This window comes from Levilactobacillus bambusae (genome assembly GCF_003124125.1).
Lineage (GTDB): Bacteria > Bacillota > Bacilli > Lactobacillales > Lactobacillaceae > Levilactobacillus > Levilactobacillus bambusae.
Genome location: NZ_QCXQ01000001.1, coordinates 166,239 through 190,948, shown reverse-complemented (window position 1 = coordinate 190,948; position 24,710 = coordinate 166,239). Strand labels below are relative to the sequence as shown.

Sequence of the window (24,710 nt, the reverse complement as noted above, 5' to 3'; positions counted from 1 at the left end):
TTTTATTACCCGTTTTAAATTCTAACCATTAATTATTATTTATAGTTCAATCATAATTTCAGTGATTGTTGGGTGCCAGTGCTTCTTGGTAAACAACGTTCGCTTCACCTAAAATAGCTTGCAACTGGGTCTTAACTTTCGGGTCATTGCTAAGTGAGTGGCTGGCGTTTAAAACCCATTTGCGGTCGGTAGTCGGTTCAAAGAGAATGACCGGGGTCGACCCTGGATTGGTCCTAATAATTTGTTGAATTTTCGGCATCACGACCGCACGCTCATGTTCAGCATCCAACCGTAAAAACCACCGGTCCCCATCTGACAACGGTGCGGGCATGAGGTCCGCCGCATTCTCCAGCTGGTCTGCAATGACAGCCAAGCCCTTTCGTTGCTCAACTCGGCCCCGGACTAAAATCACCATCTCACTCTGCAGCCAGGAGGCAACCCGGTTATAGGTCCGGGGAAAGAGGGTAATACTAATATCCCCGGACTCATCATTTGCCGTCAAGAAGGCCATTTGATCCCCCTTTTTAGTTCTAATCACCCGAATTTTAACCACGTAGACCAATAAACTGACCTGGCTGTTTGGCGTTAGTTCACTAACCGGATTTAACTGATACTTAGTCCGGAGGGAGTCGTACTGTTCAACCGGATGACCTGACAGATAAGCCCCTAAATACTCGTTTTCCTTTGCCAGCTTTTCGATCAGGGGGAAATCCGGAACCGATTTAATTTTGGGGGCTAAGGAAGCAAAAAGTTCAACGTCATTCCCACTGAGTTCAATACTACTAATGAGCTCCGGGAGTACCGCAATCAATTCTGCCCGGTTGGCCCCAAATTGGTCAAAGGCCCCGGCGTAAATTAATCCGGCAATTAATTCTGGCTTCCGCCACTTATCCGCAATCCGGGTAATAAAATCCCGCAAATCCTTAAACGGCCCATTCTGCTGTCGCTGCTTGAGGACATCCCGCAAGAAATCCCGCCGCACCCCCCTAACGGAGCTCAGCCCAAAGAGCAGCTGCCCGTCAGCTAAACTGAAGTAGGCCTGACTGCGATTGATGTCAGGTGGTAGAACTTGAACCCCATGGTGCTTCGCCTCCGTGAGGTAAGTTTTGGTTTTGGTGGGATTGTTTAGCACTGAATTTAACAGTGCCGCATAGAACGGCCCCGGAAAGTGGGCCTTTAGGTAGGCCATTTCAAACGCCATTTTACTATAGGCAATCGCATGGGACCGGTTAAAGCCGTAGTTAGCAAACCGTTCGATATAGTCGTAGGTTTGCCGGGCCACCCCATCCGGGTACCCCTTCCGTTTGGCCCCCGCTAAAAACTGCTTTTGCATGGCGTCCATGGTTCCCTTTTTCTTCTTGGACATTGCCCTCCGCAGCAAATCGGCTTGACCCAGGGTAAACCCGCCCATAACGGACGCCACCTGCATAACCTGTTCCTGGTAGACTAAAATTCCGTAGGTCGGTCCCAAAATTGGGGCTAACGATGGATCGGGATACGAAACGACTTCCTGACCGGCCTTCCGCTTAATAAAGGTTTCGATGTTCTGCATGGGACCGGGCCGATAAAGCGCGTTAACTGCCGCAACCAGTTCAAAGGAATCGGGTTTTAACTGACGCAGGACACTTTTAATTCCACTAGATTCAAACTGGAAAACCCCGTTGGTCTCCCCCCGTTGAAACAGGGTTAACGTCTGCGGATCATTCAAGTCAACGTTGCTTAAATCGAGTTCCCGCCCGGTTTCTTGTTTAATCATCCGTAAAGTATTCGCCATGATACTTAAATTTCGCAACCCCAAAAAATCCATTTTCAGCAGTCCGACTTCTTCAACTGCGTCCTTGGTGTACTGCGTCATTAAGAGCTCTTCTGACCCAGTTTGTAACGGCACCGTTTCAATTAGGGGAAGTTCACTCAGAACAATCCCGGCAGCGTGTGTCGAGTAGTGCCTAGGCAATCCCTCCAGCTTGACGGCCGTTTCAAACAATAACCGGTTCAACTGGCTATCCGCCACTAAGTTCTTGAGGGGTTGCGACTGAGCGTATGCCTCCCGGAGAGTAATGTGTAACACGTTCGGGATGGCTTTGCTCCACTGATCTTGTTGATAGGGGGCCAGCCCAAACGTGCGGCCAACATCTCTGAGCGCCTGCTTGGCCGCTAAGGTCCCAAACGTAATAATCTGAGCGACCCGTTCATGCCCATACTTTTGGTGCACGTACGCTAAAACTTCCTCCCGCCGGTTATCCGGAATGTCCAAATCGATATCCGGCATCTGCGCACGCTCTTCGTTGAGGAACCGCTCAAATAGTAGTCCGTAAGCAATGGGATCCACATCGGTAATTCTAAGAACGTAGGCAACTAATGAACCTGCAGCTGATCCCCGGCCCGGGCCAGTTGTAATTCCTGACCGATGGGCAAAATTCATGACGTCCCAAACAATTAAGAAGTAATCGTCAAACCCCATTCGGTGAATGACCTCTAATTCATGGTTCAACCGATCCACGTATGCCTGAGAGTCTACGTCTAGGTGAGCTAACCGGGTTCGGAGTCCCTGTAAGCATTGATCCCGCAAGTATTCTGCCGATGTCGTTTTTCCCGGAGTTTGATATTGGGGTAATTGTGGCGACTTAAACTGCAGTTCCACGTGGCACTGATCCGCAATGTCACCCGTCTGAGCTAATAATTCCTGTTCGTTTAGCTCGTCATAGCGCCGACTGAGTTCCGTAACCGAACGCAACCAGTGGCCGCCCGTGACATCGCTCGCCTGACCTAGATTAGCAATAACTTCTCCCCGGTCAATGGCCCGTAAAACAGTGGTACTAAAGGCATCATCCGCATCCAAATAGTCCACGGGGTCTAGCGCCGTAACCCGGGTGTTAGTGTCTGCTGCAACCTGCTTTAAGACGTCCCGCAAAGCTTGAGACTGATCAATCGAAGTCCCAAGATAGACGCTGGCTTCATCCGCCGCTTCCGCTAACCACTGGAGCGCATGGGTGACGGCCTGTCGCTGACCCACGTTAATTTGACGCGTGACTTCACTATCAGCCGGCGTGAGCACCATTAAATGCCCTAAAAGTGCCGTCAATTCGCTTAGTTTAAGCGGTGTCTCATCTTCCCGCGTTTGATAGGCGGTTGACAGCTTCATCAGGTGCTGGTATCCCACGAAATCCTTAGCCAGAAAGACCCAATCCGTTAACGTTGTTTCATCGATTATCCCGGCGGTCGTTAACGTCAGTCCGATAATGGGAGTAACCCCCGCAGACTGGCAGGCATGATAAAACGCCACGGTGCCATACAAGACGTTTCGATCCGTTAACGCAATCGTTTGGTAGCCCCGGTCCTTGGCCGCTTGAACCAGATCATTAAGCCGGGTTGGACTTTGAAGCAGACTAAACGAACTCATCACTTGGAGTGGTGCCACGCGCATAGCTGATCCTTCCTTCCGAAAAATAATTGCTTCTATTATATCAGACCCTGAGGCTCGGCGAAAGCAAAACTGAACGCACGTTCGCAGCCATCTAATAGGTATTCGAATACCGGTCACCCGATAACGAAACTGGATCGTCAGTTAAACCCGCCCCCAAAAGCAACCGAGTTTAACTGACGATCCATTAAAATTCGAGTATCCGATCCATTCGGCACACCCCGTCAGCCATTAAAGATCAGCATCTTCGGGGTGACTCGGGGTCGTCGTAAAGTTCAACTGGTTATCTGCCAGACTGATTGTGACGCGGCTATGCGGTGCAACCTGTCCCGCCACAATTTCTCGCGCCAACGGAGTTTCCACGGCATTTGTAATGTACCGGGCGAGTGGCCGGGCCCCAAATGCAGGCACGTACCCATTTTGGGCCAACCACTTCTTTGCTTCGTCGCTAATCACTAGCTGAATATCTTGATCCGCTAACCGATCAGAGAGCGCCTGAACCATTTTAACGACAATCTGTTCAACATCCTTAAGGTTCAGCGGGGTAAACATAATGACGTCATCAATTCGGTTTAAAAACTCGGGGCGAAACGACTGCTTTAGCAGGTTGGCAACGTCCTCCCTTGCCGATTGACTAATCACCCCTTGCTCGTCAGTCCCCTCAAGGATAACGTCTGAACCCAGGTTCGATGTCATAATCAAAATCGTATTTTTAAAGTCGACCGTTCGACCCTGCCCATCCGTTAAGCGCCCATCATCCAAAACCTGAAGCAAGACATTAAAAACGTCCGGATTAGCCTTTTCAATTTCATCAAATAGTACGATCGAATAGGGGTTTCGGCGAACCGCCTCAGTTAATTGGCCGCCCTGTTCGTAGCCAATGTACCCAGGTGCCGCCCCAATTAGCCGCGAAACCGACTCCTTTTCCATGTATTCTGACATATCAATCCGAACCATGTGGTTTTCCGAATCGAACAGGTCCTCGGCCAAAGCCTTAGCCAACTCGGTCTTTCCCACTCCAGTCGGGCCCAGAAAGAGGAAGGATCCCAGGGGCTTTTGGGGGTCCTGCAAACCGGCCCGGGAGCGGATAACCGCATCGGCAACGGCCGTAACGGCTTGATCCTGACCCACTACCCGCTCGTGGAGGTGATCAGCCAAATGCAGCAGCTTTTCTCGTTCCCCAGCCACTAGTTTGGCCACCGGAATTCCGGTCATTCGGCTGACCACATTGGCAATATCGCCCTCCGTTACGGACTCTGAGACCAACCAATCATCCGAATGATCCGTTTGTTCTAACTGCGCTAATTCTGCTTCTAGGTTCGGGATGGTTCCGTGCTGTAAAACGGCTGCGGCGTTGAGATCGTAATTTTGTTCGGCCGTTTCTAAGTCGTGTTTGGCTTGATCTAACTCGGCCTTCTTTTGACCTAAGACTGAAATCGCATCTTTTTCTGCCGTCCAGCGGGCGGATAATTCATGAACCCGTTCAGAAACGTCAGCGAGTTGCTTTTGCAATTCAACTAACCGCTTTTTAGAAGCGGCATCAGTTTCCGCTTCAAGGGCCGTTTTTTCCACCTCTAGCCGCATTTGCTGCCGCTCAGCCTGATCTAACTCTGTCGGCGCCGAATTCATCTCAACCCGAATAGTGGCGGATGCTTCATCCACTAAATCAATGGCTTTATCGGGTAAATAGCGATCCGTGATATACCGATCGGAGAGTTTAGCTGCCGCAACTAGAGCGTTATCGTGAATTCGAACCCCGTGGTGGATTTCAAACCCCTCCCGGAGTCCCCGGAGAATGGTAATGGTGTCTGAAACGGAGGGTTCGCTGACTAAGACCCGCTGGAACCGGCGATCGAGCGCCTTATCCTTTTCGAGGTTTTCCCGGTATTCATCCAGGGTCGTGGCCCCAATTAAATGGAGTTCCCCGCGGGCCAGCATTGGTTTTAGGAGGTTACCGGCGTCCATACTGCCTTCGGTCTTTCCGGCCCCAACAATCGTATGAATTTCATCAATAAACATAATAATTTGACCGTCACTTTTTTTCACGGCCTTAAGGACCGCCTTTAACCGTTCCTCAAACTCGCCCCGGTACTTGGCCCCCGCAATCAGCGATCCCATATCTAACGAATAAATGGTCTTATTCTTTAAGTTTTCGGGCACGTCGCCCCGAACGATTCGTTGGGCTAATCCCTCAACGATGGCTGTTTTTCCCACCCCGGGTTCACCAATTAAAATTGCGTTATTTTTCGTCTTACGGGACAAAATTCGAATAACGGATAGAATTTCTTCATCCCGGCCAATGATGGGATCCATCTTTCCTGACCGCGCTGCTTTCGTCAGATCCGATCCATACTTTTCTAACGCTTTAAATTGTGATTCTTGCGTTTTCGATGTCACTTTTTCACCATCCCGATTCTTCATAACAATTTCGGTCATTCTTTCTTCGTTGACCCCCTGTGATTGCAGGTAGTCCGTGAGTCGATTTCCAGATAGCTGCATTAAAGCAATCACCAGGGTATCAACAGCCACGTAGTCGTCATCCAGCGTCTGACGGACGCCATCCGCCCTTTGAAACAGCTCTGCCAACTGGGGCGAGACCGTTTGCCCGTATTGAACGCCAGATCCATCTACCACGGCAATGCCATCTAGCTCCTGGTTTAACTCGTTCTCTAACGCGGTGAGCTCTACCCCGGCCTGAGAAAATAGCTGGCGGGCAAGTTCTCCCGGTTGAATTAAAAACTTAAAGAGTTGGGCAATCCCAATGTTTTGTTGATGCCGGGTTTGAGTAATTTTCTGTGCCTCGGCCAGGGCCGCCGTTACTGCTTCTGTCATTTGTTCTGGATTCATTAATTCACCACATTTCACAATTATTTTCAAACTGAGTGTACCCGATTAAACCGCAAACTCAAAGTAATTTGACTAAACAAAAAAAGTCCCACCTAACACTATATTAGGCAAGACTTTCTTCGTTTGACCATTTTAATTTAATTTGTTTTGATTGCACCCTCAAGGGCCACCGTAATCATATCGTTAAAGGATTCTTCACGTTCTTTTGCGCTCGTAGATTCACCGGTGAGCATCAGGTCGCTGACCGTTAGAACGGCTAATGCAGCAACGTTGGCCTTGGCCGCAATGGTATATAGGGCCGCCGCTTCCATCTCGGCACCCAGGATTTGATAGTCCCGGAGCTTTTCCAGGTTAATTTCATCGTTATAAAACTGATCTTCCGACAGGATATTGCCGACCTTAACCGGAACCTGATTTTTCTCTGCAGCCTCATAGGCGTTCAGCAGTAAGTTGAAATCCGCTGTCGGCGCATAATTTACCGTATCCCCAAAGATCGAACGTAGAAAGCCGGAATCCGTACTAGCCGATTGAGCAATTAAAACGTCACGCAGCTTCACATCCTTACCGAGTCCGCCACAGGTACCCACCCGAATTAATTTTTTGGCACCGTAAAACCGGATGAGTTCATTGGTATAAATTGAAATCGAGGGAATTCCCATTCCTGTGCCCTGAACGGAAATTCGGGTGCCCTTATAGGTCCCCGTAAATCCAAGTGCGTTACGAACCCCGTTATACTGAACGGGATGATCTAAAAACGTTTCAGCAATGTGCTTGGCCCGGAGTGGATCACCAGGTAGTAAAACAATGTCCGCAATTTCTCCTTGTTTTGCCTCTAAATGTGTACTCATGCGTTTTCCCCCTTTAATCATTCAGGTCGGCCAAAAAGCTCGACCCGGGTTGATTAGCTTGAATGGCAAAATTATCTAGGATGGTTGCCCCTAAATCCGCAAAGGTGGCCCGAGTTCCCAGTGACTTTCCGCCGGTAAATGATGGTGAGTAAGCTAACAGTGGCACGTATTCTCTCGTATGGTCGGTCCCTTCATACCCGGGATCGTTACCATGGTCAGCCGTAATCAACAATAAATCATCCGGGTTTAATTCCTGAAGCAGCTCGCCTAACTGTTCGTCAAACGCCATTAGGGCTTCACCATATCCGGCTGGGTTACGCCGATGACCGTACATGGCGTCAAAGTCGACCAGGTTAGTAAAGCTCAACCCCGAAAAATTCTGCCGCGCATTTTTGATGGTTTCAACCATCCCATCGTGATTGCTCTCCGTATGAACCCCGGCCGTGATACCCTGACCTGAAAAAATGTCGTTAATCTTGCCAACGGCTAAAACATCCAACCCGGCCGCCTTAAGTAAATCCATATCGGTTTGCCCCGTTGGAGCGAGCGTAAAGTCATGCCGGTTAGCCGTTCTAGTAAAATGATCCTTATCAGGACCCACGTAGGGCCGCGCAATTATTCGGCCAATGCGGTACGGTTGATCAATCGTAATGGAGCGGGTGTAGTCACAAATCCGGTACAGTTCCTCCAACGGAATAACGTCTTCATGAGCAGCAATCTGAAGAACTGAGTCGCCCGAGGTATACACGATCAAATCGCCCGTCTGCATTTGATGTTCCCCGTAGTCATGGATCACATCCGTTCCGGAGTAAGGGGTATTGACAATCACCTTGCGACCGCTAAATCGTTCGATTTGTTGAATCAGCTCCTCCGGGAATCCGTTGGGAAAAAAGCCTAAGGGTTCCTTGACCGGCAACCCCATCATTTCCCAGTGCCCATCCATGCTGTCCTTGCCAACCGAGACTTCGTGCATTTTTCCGTAGGCTCCCTGAGGTTGGTCAACTACCGCAACCCCAGTGATTGGTGCGTCAGGTCGAATATTGGCCAACCCGAGTTTTTCAAGGTTTGGCAACTGTAATTTTCCCTGGTAGTACTCACCAATGTGTCCCAGCGTGTCCGCACCAACATCGTTAAATTGATCTGCGTCACTGGCTTCCCCAATTCCGACTGAATCTAATACAATGGTAAAAACTCGTTTGTAGACCATTGTTGGCTCTCCTTCCTAACTGTTCATGATTTTGACGCCAGCACTGGCACCTAATCGGGTCGCCCCAGCGTCGATGAGAGCCAATGCCTCTTCCTTTGTATGAATACCACCCGAGGCCTTTACTCCTAATCGGTCACCAACGGTTCCCCGCATTAAAGCCACGTCATGGACTTTGGCACCCGCACTAGAAAAACCGGTTGAGGTTTTAACAAAATCAGCACCGGCCTTTTCCGTTAATTCGGAAGCCCTTACAATTTCTTCATCCGATAGGAAACTGGTCTCTAGGATCACTTTGACCAGTTTATTTGCTGCGTGTCCCGTCTCCGTAACCGCTTTAATATCATCGTAAACGGCTTCGTCGTGGCCGGCCTTTAACTCACCAATGTTTAAGACCATATCTAACTCGTCTGCACCATTTTGAATGGCATCCTGAGCCTCAAAAACCTTACTTGCCGTCGTCGTCGCCCCCAACGGAAAGCCAATAACTGTACAAACTTCAACGTCCGAATCTGCTAATTTTTCATGGGAGCGGGCGACCCAATAAGGATTAACACAAACGGAGGCAAAGTCATATTGCTTAGCTTCCGAAATAATTTTATCTACGTCAGCTTCCGTGGCGTCCGGGTTGAGAATCGTATGGTCAATATATTTATTTAAGTTCATGATAGCAACTCCTCTTCTTCTTTGAATACGCTTTCATAATACTAAATATCTTTACACTTGTAAATAGATATATTGAACTTATGTAAATAAAAAGGGTTATGAGATAAGTTCGCTTCGCTCAAAAACACAAATCGTGCCAGTAGTTACGTGACATTAGTCGAGCCAAATCAAAATAGGGATCATCCCCAAACACGAACAAAGAATTCGTATTACGGGATGATCCCTATTTTGCCAGGCTTAGATGACTAATGTCACAGCCGCCCCATTGTTTGTTGCATGAACCGTTTAAACCCGTTTTTCTGCGTTTAATTCCACGATTCGAACCAACACATCCACGGCTTTTACCATCGTTTCTTCGGAGACAAACTCGTAACGCCCGTGCATATTCTCCGCTCCGGCAAATAGATTCGGCGTTGGAAGGCCCATAAATGAAATTTTTGAACCGTCTGTGCCACCCCGAACCGGAAAAATATCGGGTTGGATGTTGAGTTCCTTCATCGCCTCTTCGGCTAGGTTAACAACCGCCATATCGGTTTCAATCACTTCACGCATATTATAGTATTCATCGTGAAGAACCAGCTTAACCCGATCGCCACCTAATTTTTCGTTCATTTGCGCAGCTAGCTGACTCATAAGACGTTTGCGGTTCTCAAATTTTTCGCGGTCGTGATCCCGGATGATATAACCTAAATGGGCTGCTTCCGGCGTCCCGTTCATCTCGTACAGGTGAAAGAAGCCTTCCCGTCCCGACGTTAACTCGGGCCGATCATGACTCGGCAAAGCGGCATGGTAGTCCATCGCTAACTGGTTGGCGTTCACCATAATGCCCTTCGCCGATCCAGGGTGGACGTTGGTTCCCGTAAATTCAACCTGGGCATCGGCCGCGTTAAATGTTTCATATTCTAATTCACCCAGCGGACCACCATCAACAGTGTAGGCAATATCGGCCCCAAAGTCTGCCACATCAAAATGGTCAGCCCCCGTTCCAATTTCTTCATCCGGTCCCAATGCGATTTGAACATCCCCGTGTTTGATTTCGGGATGGGCCAATAACATTTCGGCCAGGGCCATGATTTCGACTACCCCCGCCTTATCATCAGCCCCTAAAAGGGTGGTTCCATCCGTTGTAATTAGGGTCTGACCCGCATACTTTTTTAGATTTGGAAAAACGGCCGGGTCAAGCACGTACTCACCCGCCTGATCCAATTGAATTTTAGATTGACCATCATAGTTTTCATGAATCTGCGGCTTAACCCCGACCGAATTAAAGTCAGCGGTATCGAAATGGGCAATAAAGCCAACGGACTTAACGGGAGCGGAAACGTTAGCCGGAATTGTCCCCAGGACGTAAGCGGATTGTGAGTTAATCCGAACGTGGCTCACACCAATTGCGTTTAAGTCAGCAACTAACCGGTTGGCAAATTCAGTGAGTCGGGGCGTCGACGGAATGGTTTCAGAGTTTCCATCGGATCGCGTATTGATTTGAACATAGTCTAAAAATCGGGGAATTAAGTTGGCGTACTTTGCCATAATGACCACTCCTTATTTAAATTAAACGGCGGATAAAACTAGAGAAAGGTAAAGGGATCGGTGTTTAAACTTGAAGCCGAAACTTCTAAATTCCAATCATATTGAGCCGACCACCGGGTAAACAGGGTGACGAGCTTCGGAATGCAAATCGCTTCAATATGGTGGCCGGGATCAATTGCGTTCATTCCAGCCGCCAGCATATCATGACCCGTGTGGTAGTAAACGTCTCCCGTTACATAGACGTCGGCACCCTTTTGCTGAGCCAACCGGTAAAATTTTCCCCCGTCCCCACCCAAAACGGCAACCCGATTGACGATCTGGTCGGGATGATGTGAAATTAATCGTAGACCGTTCACTTGAAAAATTTTCTTGCACCGCTCCGCAAACTCCCGAACGGTTGTTGGGCTAGCCAAGTTGCCAACCCGCCCCATGCTGTACTGATGACCGGCCCGTGCCAGCGGCGTTAGGGTGTAGGCTGGTGTATCAAAGGGGTGAACCTGATTAATGATGTCAACAACGTTTGTGACTTGAGATTCACTAACCCGCACCTCAATGGCAACTTCATCCACCTCGTTTTGCTCGCCCACCTCACCCATAGCGGGATTTGCCCCTTCGTTCAACGTAAAAAAGCTTCGGCCGTGGGACGTGTAACTACCCCCGGTATAACTGGAGGTTTCACCCGTTCCAGCCTTTACCAGGGCCAGCCGGATGGCATCCGCATAGATCGTGGGAACGTGGACGCACAACAAGTATTCGGGTTCAACTACCCCGTCCCATAGACCCACCGTTTCATGTAAGTCAAGGGCCTCTGCCAGCCAATCGTTCATCCCACCATCGGCCGAATCTAGGTTGGTATGTGCCGAATAAACGGTGATCCGATGCTGAATGAGCTTAGCGTACATCGCATTCTGCGGGTCGCTTAAATCCAAGTTCTTTGCGGGTCGAAACATAACGGGATGGTGAGAAAAGATAAAGTCCGCCCCCTGGGCAATTGCCTCGTCCACGACTTCGGGCCGAACATCCAAGGTCACCATTACCTTATGAATCTCCGCAGCTAAATCCCCGATTTGTAACCCAACGGGATCGTTTTTTTCAGCAATTTGGCGGGGTGCAAATTGCTCAAACCGCTGCACTAACTGGCTAGCCTTCACTTGATAGGACCTCCTTCATGGCGCTAATTCGCTGTTTCAATCGGTTGACCTTTTCGGCCGGAACGCGGGCCGCCCGTTCAATTTGATCCAACACTTCGGTTTCCCGAACGATTTCACGCTGCCACTTCCGGATGAAAACCGGCGACTTTTCCCGTAATAAGAAGGGCCCGAATTGGAGTTCAGCGGATGTGTAGGTGACTGGGGTATTAGCACGTTCTGCCACAATCACTTCATACCGGTGACCATCCTCTTCCAAGATTTCCTCCGCGATAATTTGCCATTGGTGTGTCATTAACCAGTTGCGCAGACCTTCTTCACCCACATTGGGCTGTAAAACGAGTCGGTTAACCCCATCTAGCGCATCTGGCTTAGCATTTAAAATGGTTGAAATGAGGTTGCCCCCCATCCCAGCAATGGCAATCGTATCAATTTGATCCCCCGGGTGAATGGCAAAGAGGCCATCGGCTAACCGTGGTTGTAACTGCCCGGATAACCCCTCGCGTTCAATCTCGCGTTTAGCATTTTCATACGGTCCCCGAACCACTTCCCCGGCAATTCCTCCGGCAATCAACCCCCGTTTTAAGAGGTGAACCGGTAAATAGGCGTGATCCGAACCAATATCAGCCAAACGGGCTCCCGGCTGAATGTACCTTGCTACTGTTTGTAATCGATCAGACAGGTGATCTGCATCCACTAATCGTCGCTCCCTTACTTTTTTGACTGTTCATCTAATGGAGCCCGTTCACTAAGTGAAATGAGGATCTCCAACATGTCTTGACTTTGCTGCATGAATAAAGTTGGGGTTTTTGACAGGTCAAAGAACTGCAGTGAGCTGGTTTCAGCCGTGGCATGCTCTAATAGTCGGCCACCCGTAATCCGGCACAGAAATAGGACGCTAATGTTTTGAAGTTCATCACCGTTAGGGTAAGTATAAAAATACTGATCAAAAATCCCTAAATTCCGTACGGGAACTACCTCGAGCCCGGTATCCTCTTTAATTTCCCGTTGACAAGCTTGTTCAAAGGATTCGCCAAACTCGAGAAACCCACCGGGTAAGCCCCACCCACCAGTATCTGCTCGCTCCTGAAGCAGGATCTGGTGATCGTCATTAAAAACGGCACCCGTGGCGGTATTTAAAATGATTGGTTGGTGCCCCACTAACTTACGAATTGACTTAATGTAGTCGGCCATTAAAATCCCTCCCTTATTCTTCTCTGTCTATTATACGAAGAGTTAGCCCAGATTCACAGGCCCTTTTACGGAGAAATGCCTAAAACTTTATGGTAATCCCATTAAAGCTGGGATATTATAGTAGAGTTAATGTTTTTTGGGAGGAAAAAAGATGAGTGATAAAGCAAAGGGAATCCTATGTGCCATGACGGGACCACTACTCTTCGGAATTTCGGGGACCGTCGCACAATCTCTGTTTCAAAATTCAGGGGTCACTGCGCCCTGGTTAGTGAGCGTTCGACTACTCGGTTCAGGGATCCTGATGATTCTATTTAGTTATTTTCGTCTGGGATCCCAGCTATTTGACGTTTGGAAAAACTGGCGAACGGCGCTGCTACTCGTCTGCCTTGCCATTTTCGGGATGTTAGGGAATCAATTAACCTACTTTGAAGCAATCGCCCACAGTAACGCCGGAACGGCTACGGTCATGCAGTTTTTAGCGCCCACACTAATCATCATTTACTTTGCGATCGTTAACCGCCGCTGGCCGGGGCGAGCCGATGCCGTATCGGTCGTCTTAGCCACCATCGGAACGTTTTTAATTACAACTCACGGTCAGTTTGGGTCCCTAGCAATTTCAAAGGGTGGCCTCATCTGGGGAATTTTAACCGCTTTGTCCGGGGTTGTTTATGCGATTCTACCCGTTTCCTTGGTTCTCCAGTTTGGGTCGCTCGCAACCACAAGCTGGTGTATGTTAATCGGTGGCGTTGGGTTTAACCTCTATCACCCCGTCTGGGTGGGTCAGCCCCGCTTCACGCTTGCTGTCGATCTCAAGGTTGCCTTTATTATCCTATTTGGGACGATGTTCGCCTACCTGATCTTCATGCAGAGCTTGAAGTACGTGTCACCAACGACCATGTCGTTGCTAGATGCATTTGAACCCGTTTCAGCTGCTATTCTTGGGGTTCTCTTCTTAGGTGTCCACATGGACGGAGTCGAAATTCTTGGTACCCTATTAGTCATTAGTACCGTCTTTGTTCAAGCTATGAAGACCCCTAATCAATATGAATCAACCGATTTAAATCAGTCCAATTAACCAAACCGAGTGGGTCCGACGGTCAAGCTAAAGCTGCTTGATTATCGGACCCACTTGTTTTAGCCCAAAAATCGCTTGACGTTCCCACTTGGCTGATTCACTGTGACAAACTGTCATAAACCGGCTTCGTTTTTAATCTGTTTGCAACACAACGTCAATTACTTAGTAACATTGGCCGTGTATTCTTTAAACCATCAAGTTAAGCAATTCAAACCGAAGTCGACCAATTAGGAGGAACTATTTTTATGAAGATGAACAAAGTCATTGCATCAACATTAGGAACCGCTGCCGTATTAGGCGCAACTCTATTTATTGGAACTAGTTCAGCCAGTGCCGATACAACGGTAACCGTTAAGTCCGGTGATACCGTTTCAGAAATTGCGACAACCTACCACTCAACCATTACTGGAATTGAAAAAGCCAACAACTTAACGAATGACCTTATCTACGTTGGTCAACAGCTTCAAGTCCCAACTAGTGATGCCGCTGCAACCACTAGCACCGTATCAACAACGCAATCAGCTGCAACGACAACACAAGCTAGTTCTGCTCCGGTGTCAGCCGTCAGTCAAACTAGCAAGCAGTCGACAACCGCTTCGAGTTCAGCAGCAACGCCAGCAGTGAGTTCCAATTCAACTAGTTCTGCGGTTAATTCCACGGCCACTAGTTCTGCTCCTGTAAGTTCAGCCGCTGCAACTTCGACTGCCACAACAACTTCCTCAGCTGCTTCGAGCTCTGCTGCCACTACCACGGCTAAGAGTACCACTGCAACTACTTCTTCAACGGCAACAAGTACTTCGACCTCAAGTTCATCCGAGGAATCGGCCAAGGCCTGGATTGCCAACAAGGAATCTGGTGGTTCATACACCGCAACCAACGGACAATACATTGGGAAATACCAATTAAGCTCGTCCTACTTAAACGGCGACTACTCCGCTTCAAACCAAGAAAAGGTTGCAAATAGCTACGTGACTTCCCGTTACGGATCATGGTCCAACGCTAAATCCTTCTGGGAATCCAATGGTTGGTACTAAGATTTAATCCCACCCCTTAATTTCACTCTAAAAAAGTTAACCCCCGTTCCAGGCCAATAATTAGTGGTCTGGAACGGGGGTTTATTTTAAATTAGCTAATTTTCTGATCTCAACATGTTATACTATGTACGATATAAAATTCAAATGAGTCACCCGAAAGGATTTAAGACTATGTTCAAAAAGGGCCTGACCCTCATCCTACTCATCGCCACCACTATAACACCGTTTTTTACTTCACCGGTATCAGCCGGTGCCCAAACTCGTGTCAAAATTAATCAGACCTCCGTCAATCAAACGGATTTAAACACCGAAGTCTACTACCAAACGACCCAAAAAGTGACCGTTAAGGCGACCTACTACTCCTTTGACTTTTTTGGTCACGCCGTAGTTAAACGACTTAGCCTCCCTAAGGGGACCATTCTGGCGGCCCAAAAGAAAGAACCCAGCAGTTCAACTTCCGTGCTTCGGTTAACAGGGTACACCCTCAGTTACTCCGTTCTAAAGGCCCCGTTAGACCGGGGAGAAACCGTTATTCAAGCGACCACAACCAATAAAAAGGCGTTTCGCAGGGTTAAGACCCCGGATTACTTACCCACTTGGAGTCGCGGTGATCTCTATCTCGGTCAGAAAAGTGCCATTAAGAAAGTTAACTCCAACCTAATTCGTTCCCCGTACACCATTCAGATTACGTCAGACGGTTACATAGAGGTTCATAACAGTTCTGATCATGAAATTAACCACCCGGACATGTATCAAAAACCCTCTGACTCAGTGAAAATTAACCGGACCAAACGGGTGAGCAACACCCGTTACTTTTATACGGGCCAAAAGATTTCTGGCCTTGGTTTCAAACGGATTAATCAAACGGGGCCAAAAAAATACCAAATCACCCTTAAGGATCTCCACCAGCCTCAGTATCAATCCAGTCAGTCCCGAATCGACCACCAAAATGTTTACTATAGCCTCTATCAACTGGGGAATCAGTTCTTTTTTACCCCCATTGCCGAAACCCGTTAAAAACACAATTCGGGATCAACTGCCTGTCTCAAGCGGATGGCCAGTTGATCCCTTTTTGTCACCAAAAAAGCGGGCTTTCCAGCCCGCTTCGGAAAATTGATTCAATTACTCGCAGTTAATTGGAATCCGGCTTGCCCACCTACTCATCCTCGCCGTCATCAGCGATGACTAATACGTTGGTATCGGTATGCCGAACCACGTATGCGGTGGTGGATCCGATAAAGATCCGTTCCAGAGCGTCGGTACCAGACTTCCCCATGACGATCAAGTCAATATCGTAACGGGCTGGTGCGGTCTTTGCAATGGTTGCCTTTGGATTTCCACTTTCAAGGATGGCTTCACCGGCAACCCCGGCTGATTTGACTTCCTCCATCCGGTTTGCGAGTAATTCCTTTGCTTGTTTGCGTAAATCCTGGGTTAAATCAACGTATCCCATTCCCGTCCCGTACATGGCAATGCGTTCCGTGTCCACCACGTTAATCAGGTACAGTTTGGAATCAAACTTCTTAGCTAGCCCAATGGCATGCCTTAAAGCTAAGTCAGCGTTATGAGACTGGTCTAAAGGTACTAAAATCTTATCATACATCATTAGTTCCTCCTGTCTGTGAGCGTTTACTTATTCAACACAGATAGTATAACCGATTTTCCCACATAAATGTACAAATTCACTGTTTTTGTTTATAATCTTCGCATTTTAATCACAATTAATCGCGATCCCGGATGATCTGGATATCACATTTAGCGTGGCGGACCACGTAATCCGTCGTTGAACCCACTAAGAATCGTTCAAGTGCATCCCGACCTGATTTACCAATCATAATGAGATCAATCTTTTCTTCCTCGGGAACATCATGTGCAATGACGGACTTAGGGTTGCCGTCCCGCAAAATGGTTTTAGCATCGACGCCGCTCTGGGCCGCCTGTTTTTGTGCAGCATCTAACAGGTTTTGGGCCCGATCAGTCACGTCATCAAATAAGTTTGACTTAGGCCCTAGTCCAACCCCATAAGCGACAATCCGGGGAGTATCCGCTACCGCCAACAAAAATAGCTTGGCTGAAAACTTCGAGGCCAATGCAATTCCGTCCTTCAATGCTAATTCTGCGTTATGCGAACCATCAAGTGGAACTAAAATTCGTTTATACATAAGCCATTCCTCCAGTTATCCGTATTCTTCTCGTTAAGTTCAGTATACGTGATTAAAGCTTTAGTGTAAACGTTTTCAGACACATATGAGCATTTTTTTAGTAAACTCTCATTAAACCCTTAACGAACCGCAATACCGTTTCTCGACCGGGGCACCCATCAGATGACTAAAGCTTTCATCCGCGATGAAATTTTAAGTTCCCATTGAAAACCCATCAGAGTTTAATTCAATATTATGAGCAATCAAAAAGACGCAGACCAAAATTCGATTCAGATTCACCGAATTTTGGTCTGCGTCTCCGTAGGTTAAACGCCTTTATTCATCTAAGTTAGTCTTCTATTCCAAGAAGTCCTTTAATTGCTTACTTCGTGATGGATGCCGTAACTTCCGCAGGGCCTTCGCCTCAATTTGACGAATCCGTTCACGGGTAACCCCAAAGACTTTTCCGACTTCTTCAAGCGTCCGGGTTCGACCATCATCTAGCCCAAACCGAAGTCGTAAAACATTTTCTTCCCGATCCGTTAACGTGTCCAGAACGCTTTCCAGCTGTTCCTTCAGGAGTTCGTATGCGGCGTGATCTGCGGGGCTCGTGGCATCCGTATCCTCAATGAAATCACCCAGGTGGGAATCATCCTCTTCACCAATTGGCGTTTCAAGGGAAACGGGTTCCTGAGCAATCTTCAAGATATCACGAACCTTTTCGGTCGTCATATCCATTTCGGCCCCAATTTCTTCAGGAGTCGGTTCCCGACCTAGGTCTTGGAGGAGCTGCCGCTGAATCCGAATGAGTTTATTAATGGTTTCAACCATGTGAACCGGAATCCGAATGGTCCGGGCTTGATCCGCAATCGCCCGGGTAATGGCCTGCCGAATCCACCAGGTTGCGTACGTTGAGAACTTAAATCCCTTTCGGTAGTCGAACTTTTCAACGGCCTTCATCAGCCCCATGTTTCCCTCTTGAATTAGATCGAGGAAGCTCATGCCCCGGCCAACGTACCGCTTAGCAATTGAAACAACCAGCCGAAGGTTCGCTTCCGCCAACTGTTGTTTTGCCTCTTCGTCACCCTGTTCAATTTTAAGGGCTAACGCAACTTCTTCATCGGCCGTTAACAAATCTACCCGGCCAATTTCCTTCAGATACATCCGAACCGGATCATTAATCTTAACACCGGAGGCCGAAGAAGCATTCTTCAGTTCCTTCTTGGTGACCTTTTCGGTGGCCTTTAACGCCCGGGGATCTGGATCGCCGTTTTCATCTAAAACAGAAATTCCATCATCCTGAACTTTTTGAAGGAGTTTATCAACGTCAGCTGAAGAAAGTGAAAATGGAATGGCGAGCGTCGTACTTAATTCATCGTAAGTTGTGGACCCCGCTTTTTTATGGTCCTTGATAAACTTCCGTAACGCCTTATTGTAAACCTTTTTATCTTCCGTCTTTTGTGCTGCAGTCTTTGTGGTCTTTTTTGTTGCCATTAAAATACCCCCTAGATCAAGCTTGTTGTCGCTGTTGGCGTTGCTGTTCTAATTTAATAATATCCATTACTAAGCCCGTTTGACGTTCAGTATCACCAACTCGGTTGGCCTCCGCTAACTCGGCTTTCTTTTGTTTCAACCGCTGACTCAATGGTGCTCGATTCATTAGTTCAGCAACATAATCATCAACTTCCTCATCCGTTACGGCTGTCGGCATATCCATCAGTTCTAACCCAATTACCAACCGGGAAAGACTATCATCATGCAGGTAATCCGTAAACTGTGAGGGCTGATAAGCGTCATGCCCGTGCGTTTGAAAGTACCCCTCTGCCAGGGTAAAAATCAACTGGTAATCTTCGTGCACAAAGCAGAATCCATTGACGGTGGTCACCTTAAGCCACACCCGGTTCTCGTGCAGCATCCAGTATAGGAGTGATTTTTCCGCTCGTTCCAGGGCATTCAACGGCCGATTTTGCTGATGAACGGTTACCGGAGCCGGATCTGCGGGCGGTTCAGGCGGGACCGGACTGACGGGCTGGTTTGGGCGTTGCCGTTCACCCGCCGCACTCTTTTTGCGCCGGCTTTGTTCCACCTGAGTTCGTAGATCACTGGGAGAAACGTGAAACTCCGTTGCTAATTGATTCAAGTATAAATCTAATTCTACGGGTGACTTAACGGTGGTTAACACATCCGTCATTTCATTTAAATACGCTAACTTATCAGCTTCCGTATTGAGGGCGTGCTCATGCCTCATGTACCGCATTTGAAAGGCGACGGGTGTTTCCTTCGCCGAAGTCATTACGGCCTGAAACTTGTCAGCCCCGTACTTTTGCCGGTATTCATCGGGATCCAATCCATCGGGCATTTGAATGACACCGAGTTTGAGTTGACTTTGCTGACCAATCAACTGTAATGCCCTAGAAGTCGCCTTCTGACCGGGCATATCGCCATCGTAGCAAATTAATAATTGATCCGTTACTCGCTCAAGCGTATAGATTTGTTCCTTAGTCAGGCTCGTCCCCATGGAAGCAATCCCGTTTAATACACCGGCTTGATGGGCTGAAATAACATCCATGAACCCTTCAAAGAGAATGACCGCACCCATTTTTCTAATTTCAGGACGGGCAAGGTCAAAATTAAACACCGTTTTGCGCTTGCTAAAGAGTTCGGTTTCGGGACTATTCAAATACTTCGGTTGGCCATCCATTAATTCTAATAACCGCCCGGAAAAGGCAATTACCCGGCCACTACTATTACGGATGGGAAACATCAGCCGATCAGCGAACCGATCCCGCAGGTCACCCGTTTGGCTCTCAATAAAGAGACCGGATTTGCGTAAGAGTTGGTAGTCCAGTTGCCGCTGATCAACAAACGGTTTTAACAGGCGTTCTGCCGGGGCAAACCCCAGTTGATACGTCTCAATTGTTTCATCCGTCAGCCCCCGGCCGTGCAGGTAGTCCAGGGCGGATTGGCCCGCCTCCGTGTTCATTAAAACATGGTGGTATAGCTTAGTCGCATCCTCGTGAAGTGCCATTAACTGGCCCGTTTCACTTGAAGCGCTTGGGCCCGTTTCCTTAGGTCGATAACTTTCGTCTAACGTGACATGACTAAAATCGGCGACCTTTAAAACGGCCTCCGGAAAACTAAGGTGGTCAAGTTCCATAACGAACTTAAAGACGTTTCCGCCCCGGCCACAGCTAAAGCAATGAAAAATTTGCTTATCCTCTGAAACAGAAAATGACGGTGTCCGCTCCTCGTGAAAGGGACACAAACCGAATAAATTCTGACCCTGTTTTCTCAGTTGGACGTATTGACCAATATAATCTGCAATGTTGGTTGCCTGACGAACATCCTCAATTACGGTTTCGGGTAATCGTGCCATTGCGTCACCCCCTTAGTTCCTGGTTCTATCCATAAGTCTTTAAAAGCCGCACCCCGGATACGAAAGTGCGACTTTTAGTTAACTGCGTAAAAATACACTATATATAATAACACGTTCGGTTGAAAAGTCCAACCTTTTAGTAACGATTACTTAACGATTAAAAGATCGAGGTCGCCTAACGGATAAGTCCATACTGCTAGCTGAGATAATTCCGCTAACCGATTATTCCGAACCGCCTCATCCTCTGCCATCACCATCGTATCGTCAAAGTAGTGATCAATTATTGGTTGAAGGGCTGCTAATGCCTCGTAGAGGGTAGATAACCCATTTTCGGCCGCCTTAGGTAACGTCTGAACGGCGTCATGGAGGGCTGCTTCAGCCTCGTTTTCGAACAACTCGGGATTAACCCGTTGCTCTGCTACCCGTTGATCGGCCTTCTTTGAAATTCGGATGACCCGCGTTAAAGCTTCAATTACCGCCTTAAAGTTAGCATCGTCCTGGTGGGCAGTCAAAATCCGGGCGTCCTCAAACAGGTCTAAAATATCTGAGTTGGATCCCGCGGTAACGGCATCAATAATATCATGGCGGACCCCGTCATTTTTCAGCATCTTAGCCACCCGGTCCCGGAAGAAGTCCAAAATTGCGGGAACTTCATCCAATTGATCGTACGTCAAGTTTACCTCTGCGGCGTCCTCCGCACTAACCAGCTCCGGAAGTAACGTGTTGATTGGCAAGTGCCAGTGATGCTCGCGGGCGATCCGAATAATCCCGGTTGCCTGACGCCGAAGTGCATAGGGATCGTTTGACCCACTCGGAATCATGTTTGCACCAAAGAACGCAAGGATGCTATCAAATTTATCCGCAACGGCTAAAACCGCCCCCACCGTTGACTCTGGCAAATCACCATCGGCCGAAATGGGGAGGTAGTGTTCACGAACGGCTTGGGCAACCGCAGTGGTTTCACCCTGCAGCAAAGCATATTTTTCACCCATTACTCCCTGCAACTCAGCAAATTCACCGACCATCCCGGTAACTAAGTCGAATTTATAGATGTCAGCCGCCCGGTTAACGTCTGCTCGTTCCTGCTCACTCAAGCCAAACTTATCGGCGAGAACATTCGCAATTGCCTTAGTTCGCATCATCTTATCGTACATACTACTGATCTTATCGTGGAAGCTCACACCGTCCAACCGGTTAACGTAGTCATCAATGGTCTTCTTTTGGTCTTCCTGATAGAAAAACATCGCGTCTTCTAACCGCGCCGTTAATACCTTTTCGTTTCCAGCCACCACGTTTTCAATCATGTGGTCCGTTCCGTTTCGAACGGAAATAAAGTTTGGCATTAACTCGCCCGCCTGGTTTCGAGCGTAGAAGAATCGTTGGTGATCCCGCATTGAAGTGATTAACACCTCTTCCGGGATGGTCAGGTACTTCTTGTCGAAGGCCCCGGCAAATGCCGTTGGCCATTCCACGAGGTTGTTAACTTCTTCCAGCAAACTCTGATCGGGGTTAACCAACCACGCATTGTCACTAGCAATTTGGTTAATTTGGTCCATAATAATCTGTTTCCGCTTAGCGGCATCGACGACGACATACTCGGACATCAGCGCATCCTCATAGTCGGTTGCCGTTTTAAGAATGGCTTCATGGCCTAAGAATCGGTGACCACGGGTTGTATTCCCCGTCTGGACGTCCAGTATGTTAAATGGAATGATCGTACCGTCTAACATTGCTACTAGCCAACGAATGGGCCGAATGTAATCAAAATGGTTCACTCCCCACTTCATCATAGTTGGGAAGGTCATGCTGGTGACGACTTCTTTCATTCCTTCAAGAACTTCACCCGCTGTTTTACCGGCCGTGAACTTATCCACGTAAACATATTCAGTGCCCTTAACTTCCTTAAAGGTAATGTCATCGACGCTAAGTCCCTGGCCCTTAGTAAACCCGATTGCCGCCTTGGTCCAATTACCGTCAGCATCCTGAGCAATTTTCTTTGCCGGGCCCTTAACGGATTCAGAAATATCCTCCTGTTTATCCGCTAACCCAGTTACTTCAATCGCTAACCGACGGGGCGTTGAAAACGGCTTAATCGTTTCATACGCTAACCGTTGATCCTTCAAAAAGTCACCAGCCCGTTTTACTAATTGCTTAATGGAAGGCGTCACAACGTGGGCGGGAACTTCTTCTAAACCAATTTCAAGTAAAAATGTATGTGCCATTATTTAGCGGCCTCCTTTTCATCATCAGCAAGTAGCTGGGCTCGAATGGCAGGGTCCTTAACTAGTGGAAAACCTTGTTCTTTCCGTGCCTTAACAAAGCCCTGAGCAACTAAATGGGCTAACGTCCGAATTCGGGACATGTATCCAGCCCGTTCCGTAACCGATACGGCCCCACGTGCATCTAAGAGGTTAAACGTATGGCTGCACTTGAGGGTGTAATCGTAAGCCGGGTGCACAAGGCCGGCCGCGATTTGTTTCTTGGCTTCAGCCTCATAATCATCAAAATGACGAAGCAACATGTCCTGCGTACTCGTTTCAAAGCTGTACTTCGACTGTTCAAACTCAGGTTCCCGAAAGATATCACTGTATAAAACGCCATCAGCCCACTCTAAGTCGTATACGGAATTGACATCCTGCACGTATGAACAGAGTCGTTCTAGCCCGTAGGTAATTTCAGACATGACAGGATCCATCGTTAACCCACCAACCTGCTGGAAGTAGGTAAACTGCGTAATTTCCATTCCATCGAGCCAAACTTCCCAACCAACACCGGCACACCCCATGGATGGGTTTTCCCAGTTATCCTCAACAAACCGAACGTCATGATCGGCGAGGTTGATACCTAATTCTTCCAGGCTGCTTAAATAGAGTTCCTGAATGTTGTCTGGTGATGGTTTCATCACAACTTGGAACTGGTGGTGCTGGTATAACCGGTTGGGATTTTCACCGTACCGGCCATCCGCTGGCCGCCGGGAAGGTTCCACGTATGCCGCATTCCAAGGTTCTGGTCCAACTGCCCGTAGGAACGTATAGGGACTCATTGTACCAGCTCCCTTTTCCGTATCGTAGGCGTTCATAATCATACAACCTTGGGCTGCCCAATACTTCTGCAGCGTCATAATAATGTCTTGAACGGATAATTTATTAGCCAAACTAATTTCCTCCTTTAATCACAAAAAAGTCCCTGACACGAGATTAGTTTCCACCTCTCGTGCAGGGACGAAGTTAAATTCGCGGTTCCACCCTGCTTCTGACTTTCATCAGCAGCTTGCTTAGTTCACACAGACTCCGAATGCGCCACCCAGTTCAGTTCCTACCCGGCTTTCACTATTCCAGGCTCGCTAAAGGATACCCTGAACTGGTTATCATTCATCTACGTCGTTTATATTTAATTACCTTTATAATCATAGCATCCCGCCCCGGATTGTCAATGGGCGGACTACTTTTTCTTTAAGCGGCCCTCCCAGGAAGCCATCTGGTCAATAAACCGTTTGGCCTTTGGGTGAACCCCAACGGCATTGTTATAAATCAAGTCTAAAACCCGCCGTAAATTTTTCTGGGTTGCCGGCTTAATATCAATATGTCCGACCTGGTTCAAATTGACGGCCGAAAGTTGGCGCAAAAAGAAAATGGTTCGGGCATCTAAATGAAGGCGATGTGGATCTAATGACCAATGGGCCTGGCACAGCAATCCCCCGTAACTTTCTGAGTAGTCAAACGGCAGGTCTGTGCGGCCACACACCGCACATTGCCGCCATTCCTGAGCGACACCAAAGGTTGGTAAAAGCTGGAGTTCGATAACGTTCGTAATAATCGCTGGATTTTGATCCTGATCAATTAATTCAAGGGCCCGGGCAACCAGTTCATACCACTGGCCAACGGGCTGACCATCTGGAAACGCGAGGTCAATCAACGACATAATGTACGTTGCGTAGGCATTCTTAAAAATATCCGTCGAAATTCCTAAAAACTGGGTGGTATCCCGAGCCGACCGAATATAAGAAAGTCCGTCATCGCTGATGTCGCCAACGTATTCGCCAATGGTGAACGGTAAAATATCTGCCGCCATCTTATAGCCCCGTTTTTTAGCTCCCCGGACGAGAAACATTTTTTTCCCAAATTCCGCCGTTAAAAACTTAATGAGATAGTCACGTTCGGCATAATCCCGGCGAAGCATCAGAATCCCGTGGAAGGCCTCGTTGTGAAAAATTGCCACAAAAGCGC

The 24,710-nt window shown here is 48.1% G+C and carries 19 protein-coding genes; 3 read left to right on the top strand and 16 right to left on the bottom strand.

Annotation, left to right across the window (positions count from 1 at the left end; genetic code table 11):
* Positions 1-58 precede the first annotated feature (58 nt).
* From dnaE to DCM90_RS00985, 9 genes are all read right to left on the bottom strand, one after another.
* Positions 59-3,424, bottom strand: a complete 3,366-nt coding sequence (dnaE, locus tag DCM90_RS01025; protein WP_109249503.1) for a DNA polymerase III subunit alpha — start codon at positions 3,422-3,424, stop codon at positions 59-61.
* A gap of 228 nt (positions 3,425-3,652) precedes the next feature.
* Entirely contained in the window at positions 3,653-6,268 is a 2,616-nt protein-coding gene (clpB, locus tag DCM90_RS01020; RefSeq protein WP_109249502.1) for an ATP-dependent chaperone ClpB, read from the bottom strand.
* Between the two features lie 137 nt (positions 6,269-6,405).
* A complete protein-coding gene (gene deoD, locus DCM90_RS01015; protein WP_109249501.1) occupies positions 6,406-7,116 on the bottom strand; it encodes a purine-nucleoside phosphorylase in 711 nt (236 codons plus the stop codon).
* A 13-nt stretch (positions 7,117-7,129) separates the two neighbouring features.
* Positions 7,130-8,323 (bottom strand): phosphopentomutase, encoded by a 1,194-nt coding sequence (locus DCM90_RS01010; RefSeq protein ID WP_109249500.1) that lies wholly within the window; start codon positions 8,321-8,323, stop codon positions 7,130-7,132.
* 15 nt (positions 8,324-8,338) lie between these two features.
* Positions 8,339-8,986 (bottom strand): deoxyribose-phosphate aldolase, encoded by a 648-nt coding sequence (deoC, locus tag DCM90_RS01005; protein WP_109249499.1) that lies wholly within the window; start codon positions 8,984-8,986, stop codon positions 8,339-8,341.
* Between the two features lie 285 nt (positions 8,987-9,271).
* On the bottom strand, positions 9,272-10,516 hold the full coding sequence (gene pepT / locus DCM90_RS01000; protein WP_109249498.1) for a peptidase T: 1,245 nt from the start codon (positions 10,514-10,516) through the stop codon (positions 9,272-9,274).
* 38 nt (positions 10,517-10,554) lie between these two features.
* Positions 10,555-11,667 (bottom strand): Nif3-like dinuclear metal center hexameric protein, encoded by a 1,113-nt coding sequence (locus DCM90_RS00995; protein WP_109249497.1) that lies wholly within the window; start codon positions 11,665-11,667, stop codon positions 10,555-10,557.
* Positions 11,657-12,361 (bottom strand): tRNA (adenine(22)-N(1))-methyltransferase, encoded by a 705-nt coding sequence (locus DCM90_RS00990; RefSeq protein ID WP_109249496.1) that lies wholly within the window; start codon positions 12,359-12,361, stop codon positions 11,657-11,659. Before DCM90_RS00990 ends, DCM90_RS00995 begins: the two co-directional genes overlap by 11 nt.
* 14 nt (positions 12,362-12,375) lie before the next feature.
* On the bottom strand, positions 12,376-12,858 hold the full coding sequence (locus tag DCM90_RS00985; protein WP_109249495.1) for an NUDIX hydrolase: 483 nt from the start codon (positions 12,856-12,858) through the stop codon (positions 12,376-12,378).
* Positions 12,859-13,009: 151 nt separating this feature from the next.
* Between DCM90_RS00985 and DCM90_RS00980 the strand changes: the two genes are divergently transcribed.
* The 3 genes from DCM90_RS00980 to DCM90_RS00970 all read left to right on the top strand — a co-directional run bounded on the left by DCM90_RS00980 (position 13,010) and on the right by DCM90_RS00970 (position 15,984).
* On the top strand, positions 13,010-13,933 hold the full coding sequence (locus DCM90_RS00980) for a DMT family transporter (RefSeq protein WP_109249494.1): 924 nt from the start codon (positions 13,010-13,012) through the stop codon (positions 13,931-13,933).
* A gap of 245 nt (positions 13,934-14,178) precedes the next feature.
* Positions 14,179-14,967 (top strand): aggregation-promoting factor, encoded by a 789-nt coding sequence (gene apf / locus DCM90_RS00975; RefSeq protein WP_109249493.1) that lies wholly within the window; start codon positions 14,179-14,181, stop codon positions 14,965-14,967.
* A 171-nt stretch (positions 14,968-15,138) separates the two neighbouring features.
* A complete protein-coding gene (locus DCM90_RS00970) occupies positions 15,139-15,984 on the top strand; it encodes a hypothetical protein (protein WP_109249492.1) in 846 nt (281 codons plus the stop codon).
* A 139-nt stretch (positions 15,985-16,123) separates the two neighbouring features.
* Here the strand turns inward: DCM90_RS00970 and DCM90_RS00965 are convergent, their stop codons facing one another.
* The 7 genes from DCM90_RS00965 to recO form a co-directional block, all read right to left on the bottom strand.
* Complete coding sequence (locus DCM90_RS00965) at positions 16,124-16,570, bottom strand: universal stress protein (RefSeq protein WP_109249491.1); 447 nt, start codon at positions 16,568-16,570, stop codon at positions 16,124-16,126.
* Between the two features lie 118 nt (positions 16,571-16,688).
* Positions 16,689-17,129 (bottom strand): universal stress protein, encoded by a 441-nt coding sequence (locus DCM90_RS00960; RefSeq protein WP_109249490.1) that lies wholly within the window; start codon positions 17,127-17,129, stop codon positions 16,689-16,691.
* A gap of 336 nt (positions 17,130-17,465) precedes the next feature.
* Positions 17,466-18,602, bottom strand: a complete 1,137-nt coding sequence (gene rpoD / locus DCM90_RS00955) for an RNA polymerase sigma factor RpoD (protein WP_109249489.1) — start codon at positions 18,600-18,602, stop codon at positions 17,466-17,468.
* A 16-nt stretch (positions 18,603-18,618) separates the two neighbouring features.
* Positions 18,619-20,484, bottom strand: coding sequence for a DNA primase (gene dnaG, locus DCM90_RS00950; protein WP_109249488.1), 1,866 nt, complete (start codon positions 20,482-20,484; stop codon positions 18,619-18,621).
* A 146-nt stretch (positions 20,485-20,630) separates the two neighbouring features.
* Entirely contained in the window at positions 20,631-22,706 is a 2,076-nt protein-coding gene (gene glyS, locus DCM90_RS00945) for a glycine--tRNA ligase subunit beta (protein WP_109249487.1), read from the bottom strand.
* Entirely contained in the window at positions 22,706-23,638 is a 933-nt protein-coding gene (gene glyQ, locus DCM90_RS00940) for a glycine--tRNA ligase subunit alpha (protein WP_109249486.1), read from the bottom strand. The genes glyS and glyQ overlap by 1 nt, the downstream gene beginning before the upstream one ends.
* Before the next feature lie 287 nt (positions 23,639-23,925).
* A complete protein-coding gene (recO, locus tag DCM90_RS00935) occupies positions 23,926-24,702 on the bottom strand; it encodes a DNA repair protein RecO (protein ID WP_263852049.1) in 777 nt (258 codons plus the stop codon).
* Positions 24,703-24,710 lie beyond the last annotated feature (8 nt).